Below are 26,739 nucleotides of genomic sequence, written 5' to 3'. Positions count from 1 at the left end.
GTGGAAGCCTGTTGAATCACGCCAAACTATCGTGCGCCAGAGATTCCGATCACCGCGTTAACCTGAACTCGTTGCCCTGGTGCCAGCCCCAGGGCTGATGGCCGGGGCGTCGACGGCCCTGGCCCGGAACGCCACGGCTCACCGCCCGCCTGTGGCGTGACAGTTGCGCACCGGACCCGGCCGGAGTATGACCGATGACGTATGTGGCCGAACGGGGGATACACCGGCCTGCCGCAGCCAGGACCTGATCACGTCTCCCGACCGGCACGCAATGGCCGATGCCCGCGGACAGCGCTGTTCGCGGATCACCTCCGGACGCCAAGGGTTGCCCCGACGAGGAACGCGCATGCTGGACCATCTCCGCCGCTGGTATCGTCTCCGCTATACGGGTTCGCTTGTGGCGGTGCTGGCCGCCGCGTTCATGGTGTCGACCTGGGCCGCCGCTCATCCGGCGGTGGCCGCACGGCAATGGCCAAGCGCCGTTATCCAGGCGCAGGCGCTGCCCCAGCAGCCGCTGGAGCCGCTGGCGATCCGCCCGGCCGATGGCGGCAAGGTGCGGATGTTCCAGGTCGAGGTCGCCCGCACCAGCGAGGCCCGGTCGATGGGGCTGATGTTCCGGTCGGAACTCGATGCCGACCACGGCATGCTGTTCATCTTCGCCGAGGGCACCAGCCCCACCATGTGGATGCGCAACACCTATGTGCCGCTCGACATGCTGTTTCTGGATGCGCAGGGCGTGGTGGTGGATGTGGCGGCCGACACCACGCCGCTCAGCGACACGCCGATCGCCTCCAAGACCCCGGCGCGCGCGGTTCTGGAACTCAATGCCGGGACGGCCCGCCTGCTTGGCATCCGGCCCGGCGATCTCGTGGTTCATGCGGATTTTCCCGTCGACTGAGCCGGTGGATATCGGGCGGCGGCGGGCATCCGGCTGCAATGGTGTTGAGGCGCGCGCGCATGATCTTCGATTTCGACCAGCTCCGCTCCTATACGCTGGGCGACCGTGTGCTGGAAGACGAGGTGTTCGGCCTGTTCGAAGACGGCGCGCGGGGCTATCTCGATACGCTGGCAGCCGAGATGGCCACGGGCGGCCCCGCCTGGCGCCGCGCCGCCCATGGCTTCAAGGGATCGGCCGCCAATCTGGGGGCTGCCGCACTGGCGGCAGAACTGGCCGCGGCGGAAGCGCTGGACATGGCGGCGCCTGAGGCGCGGGCACAGGCATTGCACCGGATCGCGCATATGTTCGAGCATAGCTGTGCGGTGTTCCGGTCCCGGCCATGAGGTGCCGCGGTCCGTGCGGTGGCGTCGTCGGTGCCCCGGCGAATTTGGGCGATCATGTGACGTCAGGGCGGCTTACCCTGCCGGCGTTTTCGTCTTATATCTGCAGGGGCGCGTCGCGCAGTCACCGCCACCACCACCACCGTCAACACCATCATTGCCTCAGCCCGCATCGCCGCGGGCCTGGTGTCAATCGATCAAGGAAGACCCTGCCATGCCGCCGCCGATGCCGGCCGGTGCCCGGCGTTACCTGGTAACGCTTGCCGAAGCTGCGACCGATCGCTCGCCACCGCCGAAAAGCGGCCTTGCCGCCGCCTCCGCCCTGACCGCCCGCCGGGCGCAGGGTCTGCGCGCCGAGGCCGAGCGCCTCGGCATGACCGAGCATCTGATCTGGATCGGCCCGCCGACCGCCTTCGGCATGGTCGCGGTCGCCTGCACGGCCGAACTGGCCGACGCTTTACGATTGAGCAGCCTGGTCTCGCGGATCGAGGCTCAGGCGGACTGACGGGCTCAGGCGGGTTGGCAGGCTCAGGCGGGTTGGCAGGCTCAGGCGGATAGATCTGGCCGGGCGGCGGCCTGTTCGTGCCAGTGACGGAGCGGCAGAACCTGCCCGTCCTGGCGCACCAGCCGCAGGGCCGCGCGGTCCAGATCGGCGATCACCCAGCCCGGCTGGTCCAACCCGCCCAGCCGCACCACGCCATCATCGGGCAGGCCGCGGTCGGGCGGGGCGAAGATGCCGGCGGCGCCGTGGTTGACATCCACCGCCTCCGACCAGCCGGCCGTGCCGGTGGTGGGCGACTGGATCACGAAGCACTGGCCTTCCAGCGCCCGGGCCTGTGCCGCCACCCGCACCCGGTGATAGCCGGCGACGGTGTCGGTGCAACTGGGCACCAGGACGATGTCGGCGCCGGCCACCACCATGTCGCGCACCTCCAGCGGAAATTCCGCGTCATAGCAGATGGCGATGCCGATCGTGCCCAGGGTGGTATCGAACACCCGTCGGGCATCGCCCGCGCCGATATGCCAGTGCTCGCGCTCGAACCGGGTCATGATCCGCTTGTCCTGATGGGCATGGCTGCCATCGGGTGCGACCAGCCAGCAGCGGTTCACCGGCCGGGCATGGCCGGGTACGCGCACTGGCAGGCTGCCGGTCAGGATGTGGACATCATGCTGCCGGGCCAGTGCCCGGTGCACCTCCAGCCACGGACCGGCCATGGCGGTGGCGGCGGCGATTTCCGCGGCCAGATCGCCGCTGCGGAAGGCCGGTGACAGAACCGCCGCTTCCATCCCGCCATATTCCGGAAACACCAGCAGCCGCGCGCCATCGGCCACGGCATCGGCCACCGCCGCATCCAGCCGGCCCGCCAATGCCTGCATCGAGGTGTGCCGCACGACCGCCCAATTGGCGGCGGCCACCCGCAACCGGTCGGGACCGGCCGCACCCGCCGTCACCACGCCCGCCGGCCGGGCGATGATGCCGCTCACAGCGCCCGCGCCCAGAACTGCATCGGCTTGGTGGTCTCGATGTCGCAGCCGGTATCGCGCCATGCCATCCGGCCGATCGCGCCCGCGACCGGCGCATAGCCGCGCCGATGCCAGAACCCGTCCAGCGGCACGGCATCCGCCGGCCGGAGCGGATGATTCTGCGGGCGCACCACGCCGCAGAAACAGGCATGGGTAAAGCCGCCCAGCCCGCGGGCATGGGCCTCACGCGCGGCGAAAAAGGCGACACCGATGCCGGTCCCGCGCCATTCCGGCAGCAGCACCGATTCGCCGAAATAGAACAGCCGGTCGATGTCATAGCCGGCCGCCGCCATCGGCCCGGTCAGGCTGGTGGGCTCGTGGCGCATCGGCAGGCCGGTCGCCGCCCCCACCATCCGGCCGCCCGGCCGATCGGTTGCCGCCACCACCACACTGCCGGTGGCGGCGGCATAGGTCGCGAGGTAGCGCCGCTCGTATTCCGCGCTGCCGTCATAGAGATAGGGCCAACCACGGAAGACGGCGATCCGCAGGGCGGCCAGATCGTCGATCCGCTGGACAAGCGCGTCGCCGGTCAGCGTCTCGATGTGGATGTCCTGCGGCAGAGGTGGCGGGGTCGATGGCATGGCGGTACGGGCTCCAGCGGTTTCGATGGCAATGGCCGGACTGTCATGACGGTGACCATTCCCATAGCGATGCCGGCCAGCCCGGTCAACCGACCTGCTGGCAACCGGCCCTGCTGTCAGCTATTAGCCAGCCGCAGCCCGGCGCGCGGCCAGGGCACCGAGACCAGCCGGCCGGAGCCCGACAGGGTGATGAAAGCGGTGCGCAGATCGGCGCCGCTGAAACAGATATTGGTGGTGTAGGGGTCGTCGAACGGCACGAAGTCGATCACCGGCCCCTCGGGCGCATAAACCTCAATGCCGCCGATGCGCAGCGAGGCGACGCAGATATTGCCACAGGCTTCCACCGCCAGACTGTCATAGCGCCGGAACCCGGGTGCCGGGCCCAGCAGGCGTGGGTGTTCCACCTCGGGCCAGGTCGGCGGCGCCAGTTCGCCCGGGCCGGTGATGGTCCAGGCCCACAGCCGGCCCGATGGCGTTTCCGCGGCATAGACCGTGCGGCCGTCGGGTGACAGGCCGATGCCGTTGGGGTTGGCGACCGGATAGGCGGCGGTGCGGATCATCGATCCGTCGGCGCGGGCGTAATACAGCCCGCCATGGTCGATGCGGTCGTGGAAGGTCTTGCCCAGATCGGTGAACCAGAAACCGCCATCGGCATCGAAGACGATGTCATTGGGCCCCCGCAGGCCCCGGCCGTCGACGCTGTCATACAGAACCTCGACCCGGCCGGTGTCGAGATCCACCCGCTCGATCCGCCCGCCCGACCAGTCGCCGGGCGTGCCGGCGGGCTTGGTGAAACCCTTGTCGACCGCCCATTCGAAGCCGCCATTGTTGCAGACATAGAGTTTGCCGTCGGGGCCGAGTGCGGCACCATTGGGGCCGCCGCCGGGGGTGGCGACGGTCAGTTTACGGCCATCGGGCATCACCCGGGTGATGCGGCCGGCGGCGATTTCCACCAGCACGACCGAACCATCCGCCATGGCCACCGGCCCTTCGGGAAAAGCCAGATCGCGGGCGAGTTCGGTGATCGGGGGCATGGACTGCATGGGGCGCGTCTCCTCCGCGCGGTCTTGTCGCGTGTTTTGCAACAGCCTAGCGCGAATACCGGCGCGGCGCCCGCCTGTCCTGGCGCCGGATCGTCCTGCGGAATTGCCTGCGGATGCCCGGCTCTGCCATCATGGCGGTCATGACCGACGATGCCGCCCCATCCACAGATCATGGCCGCCCCCGTCCGGCACCCGCGCCGGTGTTCTGGACCATCGGCCATTCCGACCACAGGATCGACCGCTTCATTGAGCTGCTGCGCGCGGCATCGATCACCGCGGTGGCCGATATCCGTTCCGTGCCCTGGTCGCGCCGCCATCCGCAATTCGGCGCCCGCCCGCTGGCGGCGTCGCTGAAGGCGGCCGGCATCGCCCATGTGGCCCTTGGCGCCGAGCTGGGCGGCCGGCCGCCGGCCGGCGCCGATTCTGACGTGCTGGCCCGGCTGCGGGCAGACGGCATCGCGCGGCTGATGAATGGCGCGCGCCGCCATCGCATCGCGTTGATGTGCGCCGAACGCGATCCGCTGTCCTGTCACCGCTTCCATCTGGTGGCGCCGTTGTTGCGGGCCCGGATGTCGCGGGAGCCGGGGGCGGCTCTGATCCATCTTCTGGCCGATGGCAGCCAGGAACCTGATGCCGACACGCTGACGCGGGCGCGGGCGGCCCTGTCGGCGGCAACCGGCCCTGCACCCGCGATCGGCGATCTGTTCGGCGACTGATCGCCCTGTCGCATCCAATGGGGCTGTTCGGCTATAGATGGACGGGGGAAACACATGATCGGCGCCGGATCCGGCGCCGATCGGGCGGCATGCGGGGCTGTGCATGAACAAGAGCGGGCCTGCCGGGGAAGACACATCCGGCGCGAACAGGTGGCGAGCGTTTGTGCGGTTGCTGTCGGGGTTGTCGCCGGCCTGGTGGCTGATCGGGGCAGGGCTTGCCATCACCACCGGGCTGTGGGCGGCGGGGCGCGCATCGATGCCGGTCGAGGCACGGTTCACCGGCTGGCTGCCGCCCAGCCTGCTGATCTCGTGCTGGGCGATCGCCCTGATGTCGCTGCTGCTGCTGGCCACCACCCGCAGCCGGTCCATCGAGCCGCTGTTCGGCGGACTGGACCGGGCGGTGCGGCTGCATCGGCGGCTGGGGCCGGTGACCATCCTGCTGGTGCTGGTGCATGTGGCGCTCTACATCCCGCAGGAACTGGCGAGCGGCGGATCGGCCGCCAATATTCTGATCCCGTTCTGGTCGTCGCCCGCGGCCACGATGAACGCCCTGATCCTGTATGCCCTGATAATCTGGACGGCGCTGGCCTATAGCCGGCGGCTGCGTTACGAGCGCTGGCTGTCGCTGCATGGCATGCTGGGGCCGATCTTCTTCATCACATCGGGCCACGCGCTGACCCTGGGCCCCACCATCCAGGCGTTCGAGCCGCTGCGTTTCTGGATCTGGGCACTGGTGCTGATCGGGGCCGCAAGCTGGGTCTATCGGGTGCTGCTCTATCGCTGGGCGGCGCCGCGCTATCCTTATGCCGTGCGCGAGGTGGTGCGGGGCTCGGAGGATACGGTCGATCTGGTGCTGCGGCCCAAGGCGCGGCGGATGATCTATGAACCCGGCACCTTCGTGTTCATCAACCGCCCCGGCCGCCGGCGCGGCGAATTGCATCCGTTTTCGGTGACCTCGTCACCGGCGGAGCGTGATCTCAGGCTGTCGGTGCGGATGGTGGGCGATTTCACCCGCGATCTGGCCGCCCTGACACCGGGGGAGCCGATCGAGGTGTTCGGCCCGTTCGGCGGCTTCACGCCCCATCGTTATGGTACCCATCGCCGGCTGATCTGGATCGGCGCCGGCATCGGCATCACGCCGTTCCTGGGCATGCTGCGCTTCGAGACCACCAATGACGATTTCCGGCGGATCTGGCTGTGGTATGTGGTGCGCGATGCCGATCATGCACCCTATGACGCCGAAATCGCCGAGGCGGTGCCGAAAGCGGATTCCTATATCGACTATGAACTATGGCTGACCTCGGAGCGCGGCCGCCTGACCGCGGCCCAGGTGATGGAAGCGGTGTATCCGCTGGAGGGGGTGGCGGTGATGCTGTGCGGCCGGCCGCAATTCGTCCGCGACATGGTCGATCAGTTCATCGCACTCGGCGTGCCGCGCGACCGGATCATCGCTGAGGATTTTCATTTTCACTGAGCCCGCGCCGCGATCTGGATCACCGCGCCCGTGTCGCGACGGGGCGGCTGCGCGCCCGCGCGGCGGCGCCCCGCATCAGCAGCAGCACCACGGCGACGGCGGCGACCACGGCACCGCCGAATCCGATGCCCTCAAGCCCCACCCGACTGATGACCAGCGATGACAATGCGGCCCCCAGGCCCTGGCCGATGAAATTGGTCGAGCCGTTGAGCGCCAGCGCCAGGGTTGCCGCCGCCCCAGCCGCGCCGACCAGCCGCAGCTGCACCACCGGCATCAGGCAGAACAGCGCGGTGCCACCCGCAAGCAGCAGCACGCCCAGCAGCAGGTCCAGCCCCAGCGACGGCGCGGGAGCGGCCAGCATCAGCAGCGAAATCGTGGCCTGGGTTGCGATCATCGCCATGAAGGCGCCGATCACCATGGCCTGCGCATGGCGGCTGCCGGCCATCCGCCCGCCCAGCATCACGCCCAGAAGACTGCCGAGGCCCGAGGCCGACTGAAAGGCACCGATGGCACTGCCGTCATGGCCGGTGATGGCGGTGGTGACCGGACCCACGAAGGCGACGACCGTGAAGATCGCGATGAACGACAGCAAGGTGATCGACAGATTGGCGCGGACCGGCGCCAGGCGGAGCAGGCCCACCGGATTGCGTGCCGGCCCGGCGACGCCAGGCACTCGCGGCAGGACGATGGCGATCGCCACCAGCGCCAGCAGGCTCAAGACCGCCGCAAAGCCGAAGGTCGCCCGCCAGCCGGCCAGGCTGCCGACCACGCTGCCCAGCGGAATGCCGAGGATCAGGGCGATGGTCATGCCCAGCACCACCGCGGCCAGCGCCCGGCCGCGTGCCTCGGGCGGCGCCAGGGTGGCGGCAAGCCCTGAGGCGAGCGGCATGGCGAGGGCGGCGGTCAGGCCGCCGAAGATCCGCGCCATGATCAGCAGCTCATAGCTGGGCGCCAGCGCACAGGCAATACCCGCGACCGTCATTGCGCCAAGGGCCACCGACAGCAGCCGGCGGCGTTCGAACCGCGCGGTCAGCCCGGCCAGAACCGGGGCCGCCAGGGCGAACGTGATGCCATAGACCGTGGCGATATGACCGCCGGCGGCAAGTGGCACCTCCAGATCGACGACCAGGGCTGCCAGCAGCCCGGCATGGACGAAGGTCGCAACCCCGGCGGCGATATTGACCAGGGTCAGCACATAGATTCGCTTGTCCATGGAATGTCTCTCGGTTCGTGCCTCGGCGGGAGGCACTTAAACATGATGATAATCATCATAACGGCCGTGGCCGGGGCCTGCAACGACCTTCCATACCCACATCGGCCCGTTGTGCAACACCGGCCTCATCAGAACACGATCGTCCCGCCAAGAGATATTGCGGCGGGCGCCGCAGGTAGAGAGTATAAGACTGAACGCTCTTGCTCTCATGCGTTGTGGAAGGAATGTGACCTCCGGTGTCCGGGTCTGCCCGCGTCTTGCTTTTGCCGGCCGGCCTGCTGGTCGTCAGCCTGTTGGCGGCCCTGGGTGCCGCGATGTGGTTCGCTGACCGCAACGACGAGCATGTGGCCGAGCGGTTCGACGCGGTGACCCAAACCGTGACCATGAGCCTGAACGAGCGTCTGCGGCTTTACGATTACGGGCTGCGGGGTCTGCGCGGAGCCATTGCCGTGGCCGGACCGGAGGTCAGCCGCGCCAGCTTCGAACGCTATGCCGCCACGCGCGATATTCCGGCCGAGTTCCCGGGCGTGCTGGGATTCGGCTTCATCCGCCGGGTGCTCCCCGATGAGATGGGCGTTTTCATCGATACGGCGCGGGCCGAGGGGCGGCCTGATTTCCGGGTGGCGCAGCTGCTTCCCCATGATGGCGAGCGGTTCGTCATCCAATACATCGAGCCTCTGGCCGGCAATGCCACGGCGATCGGCCTCGACATCGCTTCCGAGAACCGGCGCCGGCAGACGGCATTGACCGCCATGGAGACCGGCAAGGCGACGCTCACCCCGCCGATCACCCTGTTGCAGCAGGGCGGCATGGTGCCGGGCTTCCTGCTGTTGCTGCCGGTCTATCAACCGGGCATGGCGACCGCAACACCCGATCAGCGCCGGCAGGCAGCGATCGGCTGGGCTTATGCGCCGCTGATGATCGATGCGGTTCTGGCCGATCTGGCCAGAGTGGACCCGGACATCGCCTTCAGCATCCGCGACATGACCGGCGATGCCGACCTGCCCCCCTTCGTGACCACGGTGGGTTTCCTCGCCGCCGATGGCGATGTGGACATGTCGCCGCGGGTACGGCGACAGATCGCGGTTGCGGCCTTCGGGCGCGACTGGGTGCTCGACATCCACCCGCGGCCGCAATTCGTCGACCGTCTGAACCTGACCAAGCCCTGGTGGGCCGCCGGCCGGGCGATGGTGCTGGGCACGCTGCTGTCGGTGCTGCTGTATCTGCATCTGGTGCATCTGCGGCGCAGGGAGCGCGCGGCGGCCGAGATCCGGCGGCTGGCCGAGTCGCTGGAACGGCAGGTGGCGGAGCGCACCGCCGAACTGCGCCAGCGTGAGGCGCGGTTCAAGGCGCTGACCGAGTTGTCGGCGGACTGGTACTGGGAGGTGAACGAGGTTGGCCGCATCACCGCCATCTCGCGCGGGGTGACGAAGCTGGGGTTGAATCCGGCCGCGCTGATCGGGCGGTCACGCCGCGAGATCGCCGTCGATCCAGACGATCCGGGCATCGCCGCCTATGAGGCAGTGCTGACTGCCAGGCAGCCGTTTCGCGATGTCGCCTACGACCTTGCCGACGCCGAAGGCCGGCGGCGGCATATCGTGATCAGTGGCGAGCCGGTCTTCACCGAGGACGGCATCTACCAGGGATTCCGCGGTTCGGGCCGCGATGTGACCGACGAGGTCGATGCCAAGGCGGCGCTGGCCGCACGTGAGGCGCTGCTGGCTGCGGTCTTCGACACGGTAGATCAGGGCATTGCCGTCTTCGGTCCGGACCGGCGGCTGCTGGCGTGGAACGCGCGGTTGGCGGTGTTGAGTACGGTGCCGTCCGAGATTCTGACGCAGGGGGGCCATCTGCACGACATCCTGCGCCGGAATGCGCGGCGCGGCGCCTATGGGCCCGGCGATCCGGACGCGCTGGTCCACGCGCTGATCGATGGGCTGGACCTTGACCAGCCCTTCACGGTGGAGCGCGCGCGCGCCGACGGCAGCGTGGTCGATATCCGCGCCAAACCCATGGAGCGTGGCGGCTTCATCGCAACCTATGCCGATGTCACCGAGGCGCGGCGGCGCGAGCGCGATGTCACCCAGGCCCGCGACCTTCTGGCCAGCATCATGGATGTCTCGCTGAACGGAATCGTGGCCTTCGATGCCATGCGGGATGCCGAAGGCACGATCCGGGATTTCCGTCTGGTGCTGATGAACCGGGCGGCGGGAGATCTGATCGGCGTATCGGCGGATGCGATCATCGGGCGCTGTCTGGTCGAGGCCTTCCCCGGTTTCGCCAGGCGGGAATTGTTTGAACGCTACCGCGCGGTCGTCGAAACCGGGCAGCCGGCGCTGTTCGATCATCACCACGACCAGGACGGCCGCTCGCTCTGGCTGCGTGTCCAGGCGGTGCCGCGTGCCGGCGGCCTGGTGGTGACCTTTTCAGACATCACGCCTGCGCGGGAACGCGAGGCGCTGTTGCGGGCCAGCGAGGCGCGGTTGCAGGCGATCGTGGGCACGATCGGCATCGGCGTGGTGGTAACGGCGGAAGACGGCCGGGTCAGCATGGTCAACCGGGCGGCCGAGCAGTTGCTGGGATGGCCGCCGGGGCAGTTGGTCGGCATCGACCTTGGCCAGATGATCCGCGAGGCGCCCGATGACGGCCCGGGGGTGTTCAGCCGGTTCACCCGCGACACCGCCCCCGGCCATGGCAGCGTTACCGGCGAGGTGACGGCCATCCGGCGCGACGGTCTTGCCCTGGCGGTGGAGATGTCGGTCAGCGCGTTCATGGCCGGCACGGAGGTGATGTATGTGGCGGCGCTGGCCGATCTGTCGGAACGCAACAAGGCGGTCGTCGACCTGCGGCAGGTGAACCAGCAGCTGGAGGCTCAGGCCGCGGAACTGGCGATACTTGCGGCCGAACTGGATCGGGCGCGAACCGTGGCCGAAACCGCCAATCGCGCCAAATCGGAATTCCTGGCCAATATGAGCCATGAAATCCGGACGCCGATGAACGGTGTGATGGGGATGACCCAGATTCTGCTGGGCACATCGCTGACCTCTGATCAGCGCGGCTATGCGGAAACCGTCCGCGAAAGCGCCGAGGCATTGCTGGGTGTGATCGACGACATCCTGGACGTGACCAAGCTGGAAGCTGGCAAGGTCCGGCTTGAACAGGTGGCATTCTCGCTCGACGATCTGATCGACGGCATCGTATCGATCCTGGCGCCGCGGACCCGCGACAAGGCGGTACAGGTCGCCTGTCTGGTCGGGCATGGCGCGTCCGGAACCTGGCTGGGCGATCCGACACGGCTGCGCCAGATCCTGCTGAACCTTGCCGGCAACGCCGTCAAATTCACGGAACGCGGCTATGTCGCGATCGAGGTGGCGCCGGCGGATGATGGCGAGCGGTTGCGTTTCAGCATTCAGGACACCGGCATCGGCCTGACATCGGTGCAGATCGGCGGCCTGTTCCAGAAATTCGCTCAGGCGGACCCGTCGATCACCCGCCGCTTCGGCGGCACCGGCCTGGGGCTCGCGATCTCGCAGCAACTGGTGGAACTGATGGGCGGCACCATCCGGGTGGAAAGCGAGCCGGGCCTGGGCTCGACCTTCTGGTTCGAGATCGCCCTGACGCGCGCGGGCCATGCGGCGCCGGTCCCGCCGTCCGACGAGGCGTTGCGCGGCCTGAGCGCCCTGGTGGTGGATGACGTTTCGGTCAACCGGCGGGTTCTGGCGCATCATCTGGACGAGTTGGGGATGACGGTCGAAACCGTGGCCAGCGCTGCCGAAAGCCTTCAGGCGCTGCAGATGGCGGCCGATGAGGGCCGGCCGGTCGACCTGATCGTGACCGATATGGGCATGCGGGGCATGGACGGGCTGGCACTGGCATCGTGGGTGCGGTCGCATCCGCGCTTCCAGTCGGTTCGCATCGTGCTGGCCACGTCGTATCCCATCGATGCCGACGCGGCCGGAGCCTTCGATGCGGTGCTGGCCAAGCCGGTGCGCCGGCGGGCGCTGCTGGAGGCGCTTGGCCAGGCCTGCGGGCTGACGCAGGGAGATGCCGCGCCAGCCCGCAGACCCGATGTCACCGCCAGGCCCGATCCCGCTGCCCCGCCCGATCTCGCTGTCGCTGCCGATGCCGCCGGGCCTCTGCCACCGACCATCGGCCGCCATGTGCTGCTGGTCGAGGACAACCCCACCAATCAGGCGGTGGTGTCTATCCTGCTTGAGAAAGAGGGTTATACCGTCACCATCGCCGGCGATGGTGAGCAGGCGGTGGCCGCCTGCGCCAGGACGCGGTTCGATCTGGTGCTGATGGATGTGCAGATGCCGGTGCTCGACGGACTGGCGGCAACCCGACGCATCCGCGATGCCGAAACCGCGGCGTACCAGCCGCGGGTGCCGATCATCGCCATGACCGCGAATGCCATGGCCGGCATGCGCGAGACTTATCTCGAAGCCGGCATGGATGATTACATGCCCAAGCCGTTCCGGACCGAAGACCTGCTGGCCCTGGTCGCGCGGTGGAGCCGCCGCCGCAGACCCCGGGCCGCGACCGGCACCGCCTTGTCCGCGCCCGATACGGCCGATACCGGGGCGACACAAGGCGGGGGCGCCGCGATCGCGGCCCTGCCGGTGCTGGACGGCTCCGCGCTCGGCTATCTGCGCACGGTGGTGCCGAAAGACCGATTCGACTCCCTGGTCGACGAATTCATTGCCCTCGGCCTTGAAACGATGCAGCAGGTCGGCGTCGCCACCACGGCGGGCGATATGGCGGCGCTGGGGCAACTGGGCCACAACATCATCTCCACCGCCGGCCATTGCGGGCTGAAGCAGCTGTCGGAAGCCGGGCGCCAGCTGCAGATGGCGGTGCGCGCCGGCAATGATGCCGAGGCCCATGTCGCGGCGGCGGCGGTCATGGCCGTCGGCCCGGAATCCTGGGAGGCGCTGCGCAGCCGCTTCCACGTCGACGAGCGCCCGGCGGTGTCGGAAACCGTTACAGGACGGACCGACCGCCTGCGTGACGACTGATGACCGGCTGCGGCCGATCGATCCTGGCTGCAACCGGCCGATATCGGCAGCAGGGCCTTCCAACCGGCGGCCGGATGGCGCAGAACAGGGGCCGGACCCGATCACTTCCGGAAGGCCCCAGATCACGATGCTGACCCGTCTGCTGCCCGACCGCTTCGTGTTGCTGCTGATCCTCTGCGTGGCGCTGGCCTCGATCCTGCCGGTCACCGGGCGTGCCGCCGATGCCCTGCATGATCTGGCGATGGTGGCGATCGCGGCGGTGTTCTTCCTGCATGGCGGGCGGCTGTCACGATCGACCGTCATCGCCGGCCTGACCAACTGGCGCCTGCATATCGCGGTGCTGGCCACCACCTTCATGGTGTTTCCGCTGCTGGGGCTGGCGATCACGGCGCTGCTGCCCGACAGCCTGATGTCGCCGGCCCTGCGCATGGGGGTGCTGTTCCTGTGCGTGCTGCCATCCACCGTGCAGTCCTCGATCGCCTTCACCGCCATTGCCGGCGGCAATGTGCCGGCGGCGGTGTGTTCGGCCTCGGCATCCAACATCCTGGGGATGTTCGTCACGCCGCTGCTGGTGGCGGTGCTGTTCGGCGCCGGCGGCCAGGGCGTGTCGGTCGATCAGGTCGAAGCGATCCTGCTGCAGTTGCTGGTGCCGTTCATCGCCGGCCAGATTCTGGAGCCGTGGATCGGGCCCTGGCTGCGCCGGCACCGCAAACCGCTGGGTCTGGTCGATCGCGGATCGATCCTGCTGGTGGTCTATCTGGCCTTTGCCGGTGCCGTGGTCTCGGGTTTCTGGCAGCGGATCGGCGCGGTCGATCTGGCGGTGATGCTGGCGGTCGATTGCCTGCTGCTGGCGCTGGTGCTGGCGATCACCATGTTCATGTCGGCACGGCTGGGTTTCTCGCGCGAGGACCGCATCACCATCGTGTTCTGCGGGTCGAAGAAGACCCTGGCCAGCGGCGTGCCGATGGCGAATGTCATCTTCGCCGGCCGCGATACCGGTGCCATCCTGATGCCGCTGATGCTGTTTCATCAGATTCAGCTGATGGTGTGCGCGGTGCTGGCCCGGCGCTATGCGCGGATCACCGAGGCGGAAGCGGTGGCTGAAGCGGCAGCCGGAGGCGATGCCCGCGCGGCGGGACACAACGCCGCATAGCAGCACGGATGCGGCACCGCTAGCATGCCCACGGGCCACGACACGGGGAGCTGGATGCCATGCAATGCGATATCGCGGTGATCGGTGCCGGGCCGGCGGGGCTGGCTTTTGCCGCGGCGCTGGCGGGATCGGGGCTGGCGGTCGTGCTGGTCGATCCGTCCCCCGCATCCATGCTGGCCGATCCGCCCTTCGACGGCCGCGAGATCGCGCTGACCCATCATTCGGTGGCGGTGCTTGAACGTCTGGGCGCCTGGGCGCGGATAAACCCGGACGAGGTATCGCCGCTGCGCATGGCGCGGGTGCTGAATGGCGGCGGCGCGCGCGGGCTGGTGTTCGATGGTGCCGCCGATGGCGGGCCGCTGGGTCATCTGGTGCCCAACCATCTGATCCGCCGGGCGCTGCACGACACGGTGCGCGCCGATGGCGCCGCGACCATCCTGACCGGGCGACGGGCCGCGGATATCCGGGTCCGGCCCGGCGCGGACCCGGCCGGGGGCATGGCGGTCGATCTGGATGATGGCGGCAGTCTGCACGCCCGGCTGGTGGTGGCGGCCGACAGCCGGTTTTCGGCGATGCGCACCCTACGCGGCATCACTGCCCGCCAGACCGATTTCGGCAAGACCATGCTGGTCTGCAGGATGGCCCATGACGCGGGCCATGGCGGCATCGCCACGGAATGGTTCGATCATGACCAGACCGTCGCCTTGTTGCCGTTGAACGGCAACCGGTCATCGGTGGTGCTGACCCTGACGCCCGATCGCATCGCCCGGCTGATGGCGATGTCGCCGGATGACTTTGCCGGCGACATCATCCGGCGGCTGGATGGCCGGCTGGGCCGGATGCAGCTGGTCAGCACCCGCCATGCCTGGCCGCTGGTGGCGGTGGAAGCGCGCCGTTTCATCGGCCATCGTTTCGCCCTGATCGGCGATGCTGCGGTCGGCATGCATCCCGTGACCGCCCATGGCTTCAACCTTGGCCTGAAGAGCGCCGAGCGGCTGGCGGGCGAGGTTCTGAAGGCTGCACGGGTGGGGGCCGATATCGCCGGGCCGCTGCTGCTGCATCGCTATGAAGCCGGTCACAAGCTGACCGCCAGCCCGCTTTACGCCGCCACCAATGCCATTGTCGGCTTGTATACCAGCACCGGCCTGCCGGCGCGCGCGGCGCGGGCGGCGGTGATGCATCTGGGCCGGCGGGCAACGCCGGTGCGCCGTGCTGTATCCGGCCTGCTGATGGACCGCGCCGGCTGATCGTCCGGCTGCATTGGCGATCGAGCGCTCAGCGGCGCAGTTCCAGAATGTCGAAATCAGACTCCAGATGCGGCAGCGGCAGTTCCAGCCGCATCCGGTCGGGGCCGACCCGCACCAGATAGCCGACCTGACTGTCGGCGCCGTCCCGGCCGTAATAGGCGCGCTCGTCCCCGCCGATCCAGCCGGCGCCGGCATAGCCCAGCCGGGTCTCGCCGATGTCATAGAACAGGCCGCCGGTGCGCTGCGATCCGCTGAGCTTGGTCAGGCCGAGCCCGGCGCTGTCATCGGTGATCCGGCAGCGGAAATCGGGATAGATCACCAGCGGCAGCATGCCGCCCAGCTTGATGGTGCGGCAGCGCCAGATCCCCTCGATCTCGGCGGGCACCACCGGCACAGGATCGCCGGCCAGCACCCGGTCGAGTTCGGCCACATCCTCAGATGCGCCCTTGGCCCGCGCCTCGGCGATCGCCTTGGCGCGGGCGTCGTCGAACGCCTGAAGCCGCTGCTGGTCGGCGGGGTCGAGCCCGGTCGGGAAGCGGCCATCCGCCATCGCGGTTGTGGCGAGGCCCAGCCACAGACCGATTGCCATGGCGGTGGCGCGCATGATGGTGCGTGTGCAGGGCATTGCGGCGGCTCCGTGCGTGCAGGACGTGGGATCTGTCACAGCCCGGCGGTGCCGGCCGGGTGACCGGCAGGGGTGGGGCTGGACATGATGGTTCCACAGCCTGCTATCCTGATGGGTGTCGATTTCGTGAGGATACCGGATCAGCGGAGGGCGCGGGCGATGGCGCGATCGAAGGCGGCAGGCGGTGGAGAGGGCCTTCAGGGGCCGATGTCGCGACGCCGGTTGATCGGCACGGGCGCCCTGATCGTGCCGGCCGCGATGTTGGGCGGATTGTCGCTGAGGCCGGGCCGCGGACGTGCCGCCACCCCGGCCTGTGATGACGGCGACGCCCCCACCCCGGCGCAGACCGCCGGCCCCTATTTCACCCCGGGATCACCGCTGAAGGCCGATTTCACCGGCGATGCGGCAGGTAAAGGGGCGGTGATCCAGGTGCGCGGTCAGGTGCTTGACCGGGCCTGCCGGCCGGTCGGCGGTGCTCTGCTGGATATCTGGCATGCGGCGCCGGATGGCCGCTATGACAATCGGGGCTTCCGTATGCGCGGCCATCAATTCACTGACGAACACGGCCGCTATGCGCTGGCGACGCTGCGGCCGGGGCTGTATCCCGGCCGCACCCGCCATACCCATCTGCGCGCCCAGGCACCGGGCGGACCGGTTCTGACCACGCAGTTGTATTTTCCGGGCGAGCCGGGCAATGACCGGGATTTTCTATATCGCGACGCCTTGTTGATGGCGGGCGACGGGCTGGCGGCGGCCGAGGGCGCGGCCGACTATCGCTTCGATCTGGTGATCGCCGTCGCCGCCGGTTGAGGGCAGCGACGGCGATTGCCGGATCATCTCATTCCGCCGCGACACGCGCCGCATCGGGGCCGGCATCCAGCCGGGCGAGCAGGCGCTTTTCCTCGATCTCGGCCGTGCGCAGATTGCTGTCCTTGACATGGCCATAGCCGCGGATCCGCTCTGGCACCGCCGCGATGTCGCGGATGGTGTCGCGGGTGGCGGGGGCGAGCCGGGGCAGCAGGCCGTCGATCCGGGCGATATAATCCTCGATCAACTGCCGTTCCTTGCGGCGTTCCGCCGTGCGGCCGAAGGGGTCGAAGGCGGTGCCGCGCAGGCGCTTCATGGCGGCCAGAACCCGCATCGCGCCCAGCATCCAGGGGCCGAAGGTCATCTTCTTCGGCCGGCCGGTCACCGGATCGGGCCGCGCCAGGATCGGCGGTGCCAGATGCAGGGTGATCCGGCGTCCGCCCTGCAGATCGGCCTTCAGCGCGCGGGCGAAGCTGCCATCGGTATAAAGCCGGGCGACCTCGTATTCGTCCTTATAGGCCATCAGCTTGTAGAGATAGCGCGCGACCGTGCGGGTCAGGCGCAGATCGCCGCCCTGGCCCGGCAGGGTGCGTTCCGCCGCCTCGACCCGCGCCACCACCGCCCGATAACGCGCGGCATAGCCGGCATCCTGATAGGCGGTGAGTTCTCCGGCGTAGAACGCGACCAGATCGGGCAGGGCGGCACGCTCAGGGTCGGGGCCGCCGGCGATCATCGGCAGCGCGCTCGCGGTGGCCGGCTGGTCCAGCCCGGCCGCACGCAGCACCGCGGCGCGGTCGACCGCGGCCTTACGGCCCCAGCCGAAGGCCAGCAGGTTCATCGCCACCGCCTGACCGTTCAGGCGGATGGCTTCGCGCAGGGCATCCAGCCCCACCGGCACCAGCCCCTTCTGCCAGGCCATGCCCAGCAGGAACGGGTTGGCATAGAGGCTGTCGCCGAACAGCGCGCGGGCGATGCGGGTGGCATCGATCCGCTCCAGCGCATCGCGGCCGATCGAGGCCTCGACCGCCATCGAGGTGACGCCTTCGCCCATATCCATGTCGGGCTGAACCGCGAACGAGGCGATCGGCACGACATGGCTGTTGGCGACGCCACGGGTGCGGCCGGCCGAATAGGTGGCACGGGGCTCGGCGCCGGCCGCCACCACCATGTCGGCGGCGATCAGCGCATCCAGCGAGGCCGGCGGCACCCGCCCGCCCGGCGGCGGCGCGCTCAACGGCGCCACCCGGACATGCGAGGTGACGGCGCCGTTCTTCTGCGCAAGCCCGGTCTGGTCCAGCACCGAAACCGCGCGGCCCTCGATATGCGCGGCCATGCCGATCAGTGCACCGACCGTCACGATGCCGGTGCCGCCGATGCCAGTGACCAGAATATTGGCGCGGCCGGTCTCCGGGGGTGCGATCGCCGGCAGCGGCAGTTCGGCATCGGGGGCCGGCTGGTCCTGGCCGGCGGCGACTTTCGGGGTTGGCGCCGCCCGTTTCGCCGGCCTGGCGCCGCTGACGGTCACGAAGCTGGGGCAGAAGCCGTCGACGCAGGAGAAGTCCTTGTTGCAACTCGACTGGTCGATCTGGCGCTTGCGGCCGAAACTGGTCTCAAGCGGCTTCACCGACACGCAGTTCGATGCCGTGCCGCAATCGCCGCAGCCCTCGCAGACCCGGGGGTTGATGAAGGTGCGCAGGTCCGGATCGACCATGGTGCCGCGCTTGCGGCGCCGGCGCTTCTCGGCAGCACAGGTCTGGTCATAGAGCAGAATCGTGACCCCCGGCATGGTGCGCAGTTCGCGCTGGACCTCGTCGAGTTCGTCGCGGTCGCGGATGGTGACACCCCGGGCCCAGGGGGTGCCGGCCGGATATTTGTCGGGCTCGTCGGTCACCACGATCACCCGTGCCGCACCCTCGGCCGTCACCTGCTGGCTGATCTGCCAGGGCAGCAACTGCCCGTCGATCGGCTGGCCGCCGGTCATGGCGACGGCGTCGTTGTAGAGGATCTTGTAGGTGATGTTGACCTTGGCGGCGATGGCGGCGCGGATCGCCAGCAGCCCGGAATGGAAATAGGTGCCATCGCCCAGATTCTGGAAGATGTGCGCGTCTTTCGAGAACGGCGCCTGACCGATCCAGGCGGCACCCTCGGCGCCCATATGGCTCCACAGCGTGGTGCGGCGGGTGGGCATGTAGATCGCCATGCCGTGGCAACCGATGCCGGCCAGCGCCCGGCTGCCCTCAGGCAGTTTGGTCGAGCTGTTATGCGGGCAGCCCGAGCAGAACCAGGGCGAACGGCCCGGCACCGGCGGCTCATTGCCGGTGGAGGCGGCCCCTGCGGTTGCGCCGCCGCAGGCGGTGACCAGCGCGGTGGACGCCTGATCCAGCCCGAAACGCACTGCGATTGCGCGGGCGACGGCCAGCGGATCCAGCGCGCCGTCCTGCTGGAACAGCGGCCGGCCCTCGGCATCGGTCTTGCCCGACAGCCGCGGCCGGTCGGCATCCGGCAGGCCATAGAGCAGGCGGGCGAGCTGTTCCTCGACGATCGCCTTCTTCTCTTCGACCACCAGCACTTCTTCAAGCCCGCGCGCGAAGCGGACCGCGTTCACCGGCTCCAGCGGCCAGGTCAGCGCCGGCTTGTAGATCACGATGCCGGCGGCGGCCAGACGGTCGGCATCGATGCCCAGCAGGTCGAGCGCTTCCAGCACGTCGCCCCAGGCCTTGCCGACCGCGACGATGCCGAAGCGCCGCCGGGGCGCGTCATGGGTGACGCGATCGAGCCCGTTGGCCCGCACCCAGGCCTGGACCATCGGCAGCTTGTGGCGGATCTGGCGGGCTTCCTGATCCATCGGCGGATCGGGCCAGCGGATATGCAGCCCGCCGGGCAGCGGGGTGATGTCGTCGGGCAGGCGGAAGCGGTGGCGGGCGGGGTCGATCTCGATCGAGGCCGAGCCCTCCACCGTGTCGGCCAGCGCCTTCACGCCCACCCAGCAGCCGCTGGCGCGCGACAGCGCGAAGCCGGCCAGGATGTAATCGACCAGTTCGCCGATGGTGGCGGGGTTCAGGATCGGCACATGCGCCGCGATCAGCCCCGGTTCCGACTGATGGGCGGTGGTCGAGGACTTGGCGGTGTGGTCGTCGCCGAACACCGTGACCACGCCGCCCATCGGCGCGGTGCCGGCCAGATTGCCGTGCTTGATCGCGTCGCCCGACCGGTCGACGCCCGGCCCCTTGCCGTACCAGAGCGCGAAGACGCCATCCTTGTCCGAACTGCCCCCGCCGACCTTCAACTGCTGCGTGCCCCAGACCGAGGTCGCGGCCAGATCTTCGTTGACGCCCGGATTGAATACGATGCCGGCCTTGTCGACATGGCGCCGCGCCTGCCACAAGGCCTGATCGACCCCGCCCAGCGGCGACCCGCGATAGCCCGACACGAAGCCGCCGGTATCGAGGCCGGCCGCGCGGTCGGCCTCGGCCTGAAGCAGCAGGGCGCGGACCAGCGCCTGCGTGCCGGTGACATAGATCCGGCCGCTCGGCAGGGTATATTTGTCGTCCAGGCTCACCCGTGGTGCGCCGGCACCATCAGTGACGGCGGCGCCGGCTGAAGTCATAGTCTGCGGATCCGTCGCGGTCCGCGCGGTCTCCGTCTCGCTGGTCGCCATTGTCGACCCGTCCTCCCTGGAGCGTGCGGTCATCCGCGATGCGGTGGCCGGGCGAGGGCGCAATCGCCCCCGCCGGCCATGGCATCAGGCCGCGGGCTTCGGATCGGCCGGCGCTGCCGTCCTGGTGGACGTCATGCCTCTTGGGTCGCGGCGGCCCAGATCCGCCGCCGCGGGGCGCAGTGCACCCGGCCGATACATGCCATGGTGGCGCCTGGTCGGGCAGCCCGTCAAGTGTTGGACAGTGTTGCTGACCCATTCACCCCGTTGATCTGCCTGTATATGGACCTCGATACACCAGAAGGCGATCATCATCCGATAATATGCGCGCATCTTTCGGAAAATCCAGGGCGGCCCACCGGCATCGGCCTTCCCGGCCGCGATCATGTCCGCATTGGCGGCGCGACTTGACCCGCGGCCGCGCCGCTTCCATCCTTGCGGCGAAACCCGCGCAACGTCGGGTCGGTTCACGACGTCCGGCAGAAGCCGCGCCGGACAGACCAGGGAAGGCCGCCGCCGCCATGTCGTCACCCACCAGCACCACCACACTGCCGTCCTTCGTGTTCGAAACCACCCGCAGCATCGTCAGCGAGGCCGGCGCCTGCGCGCGGCTCGGCCAGATCATGCGCGATCTGGGGGCGACGCGGGTGATGGTGGTAACCGATCCGGGTGTGCGCAAATTCGGCCTGCTGGATGTGGGGCTGGACAGCCTGACCGCCGCCGGTCTTGAACCGCTGGTCTTCGACGGCGTGGTCGCCGATCCGCCGGCCGAGGTGGTCGAGGCCGCCGCCGCCGAGGCGCGCGCGCAGGGCATCGACGGCGTGGTCGGCCTTGGCGGTGGCAGTTCCATGGACGTGGCCAAGCTGGTCGCCTTCCTGGTCGCGACCCCTGTGGGGCTTGAGACGATCTATGGCGTGGGCAATGCCCGTGGTCGCCGGCTGCCGCTGGTACAGGTGCCGACCACGGCCGGCACCGGATCGGAGGTGACGCCGATTTCCATCGTCACCACCGGTGCGGCCGAAAAGAAGGGCGTGGTGTCGGGGCTGCTGCTGCCCGACGTTGCCCTGCTGGATGCCGATCTCACCCTTGGCCTGCCGCGCCACGTGACCGCCGCCACCGGCGTCGATGCCATGGTCCACGCGATCGAGGCCTACACCAGCGCGCATAAGAAGAACCCGCTGTCGGACGTGCTGGCGCGCGAGGCGCTGCGGCTGCTGGGCGGGGCCATCCACCGGGTGTGCAGCGACGGCCGCGACCGGGCGGCCCGCGCCGATATGATGCTGGGCGCGCTGCTGGCCGGCCAGGCCTTCGCCAATGCGCCGGTGGCGGCGGTCCACGCGCTGGCCTATCCACTGGGCGGGCATTTCCATGTGCCTCACGGGTTGTCGAATTCGCTGGTGCTGCCGCATGTGCTGCGCTTCAACCTGGAAAGCGAGGCCGCGGCCAGGGCCTATGGCGAACTGGCGCCGATCATCTTCCCCGGCATCGACCGGTCGGGCGGCGATCGCGCGGTGTCGGCCCGCTTCGCCGACGCGCTGGGCGGGCTCACGGCCGATCTGGGGCTGGAAACCCGGCTGTCGCAGGTGGGGGTGGGCCATAATCACCTGCCGCTGCTGGCCGAGGATGCGATGAAGCAGACCCGGCTTCTGGTCAACAACCCGCGCAGCGTGACGCTCGACGACGCCCGCGCGATCTATGAGGCGGCGCTCTGACATGACCAACACATCTCCGGCCACCATTGCCACGCTGATCGGCTCGCCGGGCTGTGGATCGGCGGTGATCGAGATGGCGCTGGCGCTGACCGGGCTGCCCCATGTCGTGGAGGATCTGCCCTATCTGGAACCGGGGGCGGGCCGCGACCGGCTGCTGGCGCTGAACCCGACCGGCAAGGTGCCGGTGCTGCTGCTGCCGCCGGTGGTGGCCGGCGGCGCACCGGTGGTGATGACGGAAAGCGCCGCCATGATCCTGCATCTGGCGGATATGGCGGGGCCGGCCGGGGCGCGGCTGGCGCCGGAGCCGTCATCGCCGCACCGGCCGGCCTTTCTGCGCTGGCTGCTGTTTCTGGTGACCGAGATTTATCCCAACATCACCATTGCCGAACATGCCGACCATCTGGCGGTGCCGGCCGATACGATCGCGGCCTTCCAGGCGGCGATGACGGCACGGCGCGACGATCTGTGGCGGATGATGGCGGCCGAGGCCGGCAGTCCGTGGTTTCTGGGTGAGCGGTTTTCCGCCATCGATCTGTACCTGGCGGTGATGTCGGGCTGGGCTGGCGGTCGGGCGCGATTTGCGGCCACGGTGCCGCGGCTGGGGCGGATCGCCGATGCCGCCCGTGCGCTGCCGCAGGTGGCGGCGGTGCTGGCGCGCCATGGCGACCCGGACGAGGCGCCCGACGCCCTTGACGCCACGACCGCCGCCGCGCCGGGCACGACACCAGGAGAGACTGCATGACCGACCAGCCCACCCGCGACAGGTCCACCCGCGACAGGTCCACCCGCGACAGGCCCACCCGCGGCACCCGCGCGGATTACCGCCATTTCCTGCCGATCACGACCCGCTGGATGGACAACGACGTCTATGGTCATGTCAACAACGTGGTCTATTACGGCTATTTCGACACGGTGGTGAACGAATATCTCATCCGCCGCGGTGCGCTCGACATCCATGCGGGCGATGTGATCGGGCTGGTGGTGGAAAGCAGTTGCCGGTACATGGCCTCGCTGGCTTTTCCCGAGCCAGTGACCGCGGGGCTGCGGGTCGGACGGCTGGGCAACAGCGCCGTCACCTACGAGATCGCGCTGTTCGACGGCGATGCCGATCTGGCTGCCGCCGAGGGCCGCTTCACCCATGTCTATGTCGATCGCGAAAGCCGCCGACCGGTGTCGTTGCCGGCCGCGTTGCGCGCGGCGCTGGAACCGCTGGTGACCGGCTCATGACCGATGATACGGGCCTGCCATACTGGAGGGCCAAATCCCTGTCGCAGATGACGCCCGGGGAATGGGACGCGCTCTGCGACGGCTGCGGCAAATGCTGTCTGGTCAAGATGGAGGATGAAGACACCGGTGCTGTGCTGGCAACCGATGTCGCCTGCCGCCTGCTCGACTGCGACAGCTGCCGCTGCCGCGATTACCCGAACCGCAAGGCGATCGTGCCCGATTGCGTGGTCCTGACCCCCGATACCCTGTCGGCGCTGGACTGGATGCCGGGCACCTGTGCCTACCGGCTGGTCGCCGAGGGCCGCGACCTGCCCTGGTGGCATCCGCTGGTCTCGGGCGACCCGGCATCGGTTCGCCGCGCGGGTGTCGGCGCCCATGGTCGCGTGGTATCGGAAGAGACGGTCGACGAAGACAGCCTGTTCGACCACGTGGCGGCCTGGCCGGATTAGACCGCGGCCCGCAAGGCGAATAACGTCTTAATTCCGCATGGCGGGCTAATAATCCACCATCTTGACCGCCGGCCGGGCCGGGGGTTCGATGCCTGAACAATCAGGCCGCGCAATACCGGGGTCCACGGGCCGAGTGCCGCAGGGCCGCCCCGGGGCCCCAAGCGCGGCACCCGGAGGAAGACCATGCGCCGCCAGACCCTGACCGACCATATCCGCGAGAATGCCAAAGACTTCCTGAACATCAGCGACGCGATCCGCGCCCATGCCGCCGAGCGTCCGGCCGCGCCCGCCGTGGAGGACGAGACCACCCATCTGACCTGGCAGGGCTTCGATGCCCGCATCGATGCCATCACCGCCGCCCTGCAGGAAAGCGGCATCGGCCATGGCGACAAGGTCGCGATGCTGGCGCGCAACGCCGTGGATGTGCTGGCGCTGTATATGGCCAGCCTGCGCGCCGGCGCCTGTGCCGTGCCGCTGTCGACCCTGGCCAGCCCTGAACAACTGGCGGCGATGGTCACCGACAGCGGCGCCGGGCTGCTGGCGGTGGATGCCTATTCGCTGCCGCTGATCGGGCCGGCGCTGGACCGGCTGGGCGATGTGCGGCTGATCGGCTTCGATTTCGGCGCCGGGACGGCGGGTGACGACCGCTGGACCGGTTTTGCCGACTGGCTGGCGGCCGCGCCCGCGACACCGGCGCCGGTCGAGATCGGCTCGGAAGATCTGTTCAACATCATCTACAGTTCCGGCACCACCGGCGTGCCCAAGGGCATCGTCCACAGCCACCAGATGCGCGGCGCCCAGACCCGGCGCCTGCAATCCATGGGCTTCGGGCCCGACACCGTGTCGATGGTGTCGACGCCGATCTATTCCAACACCACGCTGGCGGCGCTGCTGCCGACGGTGCTGTTCGGCGGCCATGCGGTGCTGATGGCGAAGTTCGATGCGGGACGGTTCCTGGACCTGGCGGCGGCGAAGCGTGCCACCCATGCCATGCTGGTGCCGGTGCAGTATACCCGCATCCTTGACCATCCCGATTTCGACCGCCACGACCTGTCGTCGTTCCAGATGAAGCTGTCGACCAGCGCGCCGCTGCGCGCCGGGACCAAGCGCGAGATCGCGCGCCGCTGGCCCGGCGGCATGGTCGAGATCTATGGCCTCACCGAAGGCGGCCTGTCCTGTCTGCTGGATGTGATGGCCTTCCCCGACAAGCTCGACACCGTCGGCCGGCCGTCGGAGGGTGCCGAGATCCGGGTGATCGACGACGAGGGCCGCGAACTGCCCCAGGGCCAGATCGGCGAGCTGGTCGGCCGGGGACCGGCGATGATGAGCGGCTATCACAATCTCGACGACAAGACCGCCGAGATGATGTGGCACGACGCCGAGGGCCGGCTGTTCCTGCGCTCGGGCGATATGGGCCAGGTCGACGAGGACGGCTTCGTGCGGCTGCTGGACCGGCGCAAGGACATGATCATCTCGGGCGGGTTCAATGTCTATGCGGTCGACCTTGAAGCGGTGCTGTTCACCCATCCGGATGTCACCGACGCGGCGGTGATCGGCATCCCCAGCCGCGATTGGGGCGAGACGCCGCTGGGTCTGGTGGTGCTGAAGCCGGGAGCCGCCACCACGGCCGACGAGATCTGCCGCTATGCGAATGAGCGTCTGGGCAAGGCGCAGCGGCTGTCGGCGGTGGAGTTGCGCGACGAACTGCCGCGCAGCCCGATCGGCAAGGTGCTGAAGCGGGAACTGCGCGAGCCCTATATCAGCGCCTTCGAACGCGCCGCGGCGGTGTGACTGGGGCGGGCCGGATCGGATGTGACCGGATCAGGCCTCGATCCGGCCCTCGATCGCATCCAGCAGCAGTTCCACCGCCTCGCGCGCCGACTGGCCGGCGCGCAGGCCCAGCGCGTGGGCACGGCGGTTGACCCGGCTGATCAGGCCGTCTTCATAGGTCGATGCCGCCTCGCCGATCCGGGCGGTGGCGGCATCGACCACGAAACCGGCGATGGCGCGGGCGTCCAGGGCTGCCAGCCGGGTGGTGCCGGCATCATCAATGCCGATGCCGGCATCGTTATAGCCGGCGGCGAAGGCGTCGGTCTTGATCGCGTTCCAGCTGTCGCCGCCGATCAGGCCGCCATGGCTGCCGGTCACGACCACCTGGCCCGCATCCTCGTCCTGCTTCACCAGGGCGGCGCTGTCGATCAGCACGATGCGGGGGCCGCGGGGGCCGCGGGGTTGCAGCACCCGGCGCGCTTCGGCATAAGGCGCCGGCCGGGCGAAGGGCAGGGGGGCCGCCGCCAGCCGGGCCGCGGCTTCGGCACAGGACTGGCCGGGTTCCACGCCCATGGCGATCGCGGCCACATTGACCTGCGAGATCACCCCGCGCGCCAGCATGTCCTGGCCATTGCCGATCCGGGCGCTGTCATGAGAGATGGTGGCGGCGGCCAGCCCGATCTTCTGGGCGAGGTCCAGTCCGGCGAGGCCGGCGCGGTCCAGCCCGATGCCGGCATCGTTCAGGATCACCCCGCGCACCCGTGACATCGCCGCCAGATAGGCCGCATAGGCGCCGCCATGGCTTGCCGCCACCAGCACGGCCCCTTCGGCCTCCGGCCCCAGCCGGGTGACGCTGTCGGCCACGATCGGGGGGGGCGCGAGCGGATGAAGGCTGGTCGCGGCCGGCGGTATCGTCGCGTTGGTCATGGGCTGTCTCTCCTCCCTGTCGGCCGAGTGGCGGCGGGGTCGTCGTAGCACGGGGTCGGCGCCTGCGCGCCAGACCGCCCTCGACCCTGGTCCCGGCTCTATCTGGCTGCATCATGCCCCGACCATCCGGTCCGCGTCGAGCGTGGGGCACCATGATCTGGACCCGGCGCCAGACCCTCATCGCCGCCGCTCCATGGTCATTGATCCATATCATGGACCTATATAGCTGACCGATTGTCCTGGGGGATGTCCCGCCCGATGTTGAAAAGGGCTCGGCGGACGTCGCTGGTTGATGAGGCTATGCAGCCTCGCAGACGGGG

The 26,739-nt window shown here is 69.1% G+C and carries 21 protein-coding genes; 14 read left to right on the top strand and 7 right to left on the bottom strand.

Annotated elements, in window-relative coordinates:
• Positions 1-346 precede the first annotated feature (346 nt).
• The 3 genes from IEW15_RS21030 to IEW15_RS21020 all read left to right on the top strand — a co-directional run bounded on the left by IEW15_RS21030 (position 347) and on the right by IEW15_RS21020 (position 1,783).
• A complete protein-coding gene (locus tag IEW15_RS21030; RefSeq protein ID WP_229708441.1) occupies positions 347-898 on the top strand; it encodes a DUF192 domain-containing protein in 552 nt (183 codons plus the stop codon).
• Positions 899-957: 59 nt separating this feature from the next.
• A complete protein-coding gene (locus IEW15_RS21025) occupies positions 958-1,281 on the top strand; it encodes an Hpt domain-containing protein (RefSeq protein WP_188581633.1) in 324 nt (107 codons plus the stop codon).
• 211 nt (positions 1,282-1,492) lie between these two features.
• Positions 1,493-1,783 carry a hypothetical protein gene (locus IEW15_RS21020; RefSeq protein WP_188581631.1) on the top strand — a complete coding sequence of 97 codons (291 nt, stop codon included), beginning with the start codon at positions 1,493-1,495 and terminating at the stop codon, positions 1,781-1,783.
• A gap of 41 nt (positions 1,784-1,824) precedes the next feature.
• Here IEW15_RS21020 and IEW15_RS21015 read toward each other — a convergent pair whose 3' ends face one another.
• From IEW15_RS21015 to IEW15_RS21005, 3 genes are all read right to left on the bottom strand, one after another.
• A complete protein-coding gene (locus IEW15_RS21015) occupies positions 1,825-2,763 on the bottom strand; it encodes a carbon-nitrogen hydrolase family protein (RefSeq protein ID WP_188581628.1) in 939 nt (312 codons plus the stop codon).
• A complete protein-coding gene (locus tag IEW15_RS21010) occupies positions 2,760-3,383 on the bottom strand; it encodes a GNAT family N-acetyltransferase (protein WP_229708439.1) in 624 nt (207 codons plus the stop codon). Before IEW15_RS21010 ends, IEW15_RS21015 begins: the two co-directional genes overlap by 4 nt.
• A 116-nt stretch (positions 3,384-3,499) precedes the next feature.
• Positions 3,500-4,426: an SMP-30/gluconolactonase/LRE family protein gene (locus IEW15_RS21005; RefSeq protein WP_188581626.1), complete on the bottom strand. Its 927-nt coding sequence runs from the start codon at positions 4,424-4,426 to the stop codon at positions 3,500-3,502.
• 113 nt (positions 4,427-4,539) lie between these two features.
• On the opposite strand from IEW15_RS21005, the gene IEW15_RS21000 reads away from it, so the two are divergent.
• Both IEW15_RS21000 and IEW15_RS20995 read left to right on the top strand, forming a co-directional pair.
• Positions 4,540-5,142, top strand: a complete 603-nt coding sequence (locus tag IEW15_RS21000) for a DUF488 domain-containing protein (RefSeq protein ID WP_229708436.1) — start codon at positions 4,540-4,542, stop codon at positions 5,140-5,142.
• A gap of 163 nt (positions 5,143-5,305) precedes the next feature.
• Complete coding sequence (locus tag IEW15_RS20995; RefSeq protein ID WP_188581624.1) at positions 5,306-6,616, top strand: ferredoxin reductase family protein; 1,311 nt, start codon at positions 5,306-5,308, stop codon at positions 6,614-6,616.
• 19 nt (positions 6,617-6,635) lie between these two features.
• Here the strand turns inward: IEW15_RS20995 and IEW15_RS20990 are convergent, their stop codons facing one another.
• Complete coding sequence (locus IEW15_RS20990; protein WP_188581623.1) at positions 6,636-7,829, bottom strand: MFS transporter; 1,194 nt, start codon at positions 7,827-7,829, stop codon at positions 6,636-6,638.
• A 236-nt stretch (positions 7,830-8,065) separates the two neighbouring features.
• On the opposite strand from IEW15_RS20990, the gene IEW15_RS20985 reads away from it, so the two are divergent.
• The 3 genes from IEW15_RS20985 to ubiM all read left to right on the top strand — a co-directional run bounded on the left by IEW15_RS20985 (position 8,066) and on the right by ubiM (position 15,247).
• Positions 8,066-12,847, top strand: a complete 4,782-nt coding sequence (locus IEW15_RS20985; RefSeq protein ID WP_188581620.1) for a CHASE domain-containing hybrid sensor histidine kinase/response regulator — start codon at positions 8,066-8,068, stop codon at positions 12,845-12,847.
• A 130-nt stretch (positions 12,848-12,977) separates the two neighbouring features.
• A complete protein-coding gene (locus IEW15_RS20980) occupies positions 12,978-14,000 on the top strand; it encodes a bile acid:sodium symporter family protein (protein ID WP_188581638.1) in 1,023 nt (340 codons plus the stop codon).
• Between the two features lie 59 nt (positions 14,001-14,059).
• Positions 14,060-15,247 (top strand): 5-demethoxyubiquinol-8 5-hydroxylase UbiM, encoded by a 1,188-nt coding sequence (ubiM, locus tag IEW15_RS20975; protein WP_188581618.1) that lies wholly within the window; start codon positions 14,060-14,062, stop codon positions 15,245-15,247.
• Between the two features lie 28 nt (positions 15,248-15,275).
• Here ubiM and IEW15_RS20970 read toward each other — a convergent pair whose 3' ends face one another.
• The gene (locus IEW15_RS20970; RefSeq protein ID WP_188581616.1) at positions 15,276-15,872 is read right to left on the bottom strand and encodes a DUF4893 domain-containing protein; all 597 of its coding nucleotides are present in this window, start codon (positions 15,870-15,872) and stop codon (positions 15,276-15,278) included.
• Positions 15,873-16,031: 159 nt separating this feature from the next.
• Between IEW15_RS20970 and IEW15_RS20965 the strand changes: the two genes are divergently transcribed.
• Positions 16,032-16,682: a dioxygenase family protein gene (locus IEW15_RS20965; protein WP_229708430.1), complete on the top strand. Its 651-nt coding sequence runs from the start codon at positions 16,032-16,034 to the stop codon at positions 16,680-16,682.
• A 28-nt stretch (positions 16,683-16,710) separates the two neighbouring features.
• Here IEW15_RS20965 and IEW15_RS20960 read toward each other — a convergent pair whose 3' ends face one another.
• A complete protein-coding gene (locus IEW15_RS20960; protein WP_188581614.1) occupies positions 16,711-20,286 on the bottom strand; it encodes an indolepyruvate ferredoxin oxidoreductase family protein in 3,576 nt (1,191 codons plus the stop codon).
• 596 nt (positions 20,287-20,882) lie between these two features.
• Between IEW15_RS20960 and IEW15_RS20955 the strand changes: the two genes are divergently transcribed.
• The 5 genes from IEW15_RS20955 (at position 20,883) to IEW15_RS20935 (ending at position 25,513) form a co-directional block, all read left to right on the top strand.
• Complete coding sequence (locus IEW15_RS20955; RefSeq protein WP_188581635.1) at positions 20,883-22,046, top strand: iron-containing alcohol dehydrogenase; 1,164 nt, start codon at positions 20,883-20,885, stop codon at positions 22,044-22,046.
• A gap of 1 nt (position 22,047) precedes the next feature.
• Positions 22,048-22,788 carry a glutathione S-transferase family protein gene (locus IEW15_RS20950; RefSeq protein WP_188581612.1) on the top strand — a complete coding sequence of 247 codons (741 nt, stop codon included), beginning with the start codon at positions 22,048-22,050 and terminating at the stop codon, positions 22,786-22,788.
• A complete protein-coding gene (locus IEW15_RS20945) occupies positions 22,785-23,273 on the top strand; it encodes an acyl-CoA thioesterase (protein WP_188581610.1) in 489 nt (162 codons plus the stop codon). The genes IEW15_RS20950 and IEW15_RS20945 overlap by 4 nt, the downstream gene beginning before the upstream one ends.
• Complete coding sequence (locus tag IEW15_RS20940) at positions 23,270-23,722, top strand: YcgN family cysteine cluster protein (protein WP_188581607.1); 453 nt, start codon at positions 23,270-23,272, stop codon at positions 23,720-23,722. Before IEW15_RS20945 ends, IEW15_RS20940 begins: the two co-directional genes overlap by 4 nt.
• A 183-nt stretch (positions 23,723-23,905) precedes the next feature.
• A complete protein-coding gene (locus tag IEW15_RS20935) occupies positions 23,906-25,513 on the top strand; it encodes a class I adenylate-forming enzyme family protein (RefSeq protein WP_188581605.1) in 1,608 nt (535 codons plus the stop codon).
• 30 nt (positions 25,514-25,543) lie between these two features.
• On the opposite strand, the gene IEW15_RS20930 is transcribed toward IEW15_RS20935, so the two are convergent.
• Positions 25,544-26,419 carry a hypothetical protein gene (locus IEW15_RS20930; protein ID WP_188581603.1) on the bottom strand — a complete coding sequence of 292 codons (876 nt, stop codon included), beginning with the start codon at positions 26,417-26,419 and terminating at the stop codon, positions 25,544-25,546.
• Positions 26,420-26,739 lie beyond the last annotated feature (320 nt).

It is taken from the genome of Tistrella bauzanensis, assembly GCF_014636235.1.
Classification (GTDB): Bacteria; Pseudomonadota; Alphaproteobacteria; order Tistrellales; family Tistrellaceae; genus Tistrella; species Tistrella bauzanensis.
This window is presented reverse-complemented; position numbering and strand designations above follow the sequence as displayed.

Excerpts from the sequence above, each read along its gene's own strand:
- IEW15_RS21030 (WP_229708441.1), top strand. The coding sequence starts at position 347 with ATGCTGGACCATCTCCGCCGCTGGTATCGTCTCCGCTATACGGGTTCG.
- IEW15_RS21025 (WP_188581633.1), top strand. The coding sequence starts at position 958 with ATGATCTTCGATTTCGACCAGCTCCGCTCCTATACGCTGGGCGACCGT.
- IEW15_RS21020 (WP_188581631.1), top strand. The coding sequence starts at position 1,493 with ATGCCGCCGCCGATGCCGGCCGGTGCCCGGCGTTACCTGGTAACGCTT.
- IEW15_RS21010 (WP_229708439.1), bottom strand. The coding sequence starts at position 3,383 with ATGCCATCGACCCCGCCACCTCTGCCGCAGGACATCCACATCGAGACG.
- IEW15_RS21005 (WP_188581626.1), bottom strand. The coding sequence starts at position 4,426 with ATGCAGTCCATGCCCCCGATCACCGAACTCGCCCGCGATCTGGCTTTT.
- IEW15_RS21000 (WP_229708436.1), top strand. The coding sequence starts at position 4,540 with ATGCCCGGCTCTGCCATCATGGCGGTCATGACCGACGATGCCGCCCCA.
- IEW15_RS20990 (WP_188581623.1), bottom strand. The coding sequence starts at position 7,829 with ATGGACAAGCGAATCTATGTGCTGACCCTGGTCAATATCGCCGCCGGG.
- ubiM (WP_188581618.1), top strand. The coding sequence starts at position 14,060 with ATGCAATGCGATATCGCGGTGATCGGTGCCGGGCCGGCGGGGCTGGCT.
- IEW15_RS20970 (WP_188581616.1), bottom strand. The coding sequence starts at position 15,872 with ATGCCCTGCACACGCACCATCATGCGCGCCACCGCCATGGCAATCGGT.
- IEW15_RS20965 (WP_229708430.1), top strand. The coding sequence starts at position 16,032 with ATGGCGCGATCGAAGGCGGCAGGCGGTGGAGAGGGCCTTCAGGGGCCG.
- IEW15_RS20960 (WP_188581614.1), bottom strand. The coding sequence starts at position 20,286 with ATGACTTCAGCCGGCGCCGCCGTCACTGATGGTGCCGGCGCACCACGG.
- IEW15_RS20950 (WP_188581612.1), top strand. The coding sequence starts at position 22,048 with ATGACCAACACATCTCCGGCCACCATTGCCACGCTGATCGGCTCGCCG.
- IEW15_RS20945 (WP_188581610.1), top strand. The coding sequence starts at position 22,785 with ATGACCGACCAGCCCACCCGCGACAGGTCCACCCGCGACAGGTCCACC.
- IEW15_RS20940 (WP_188581607.1), top strand. The coding sequence starts at position 23,270 with ATGACCGATGATACGGGCCTGCCATACTGGAGGGCCAAATCCCTGTCG.
- IEW15_RS20935 (WP_188581605.1), top strand. The coding sequence starts at position 23,906 with ATGCGCCGCCAGACCCTGACCGACCATATCCGCGAGAATGCCAAAGAC.
- IEW15_RS20930 (WP_188581603.1), bottom strand. The coding sequence starts at position 26,419 with ATGACCAACGCGACGATACCGCCGGCCGCGACCAGCCTTCATCCGCTC.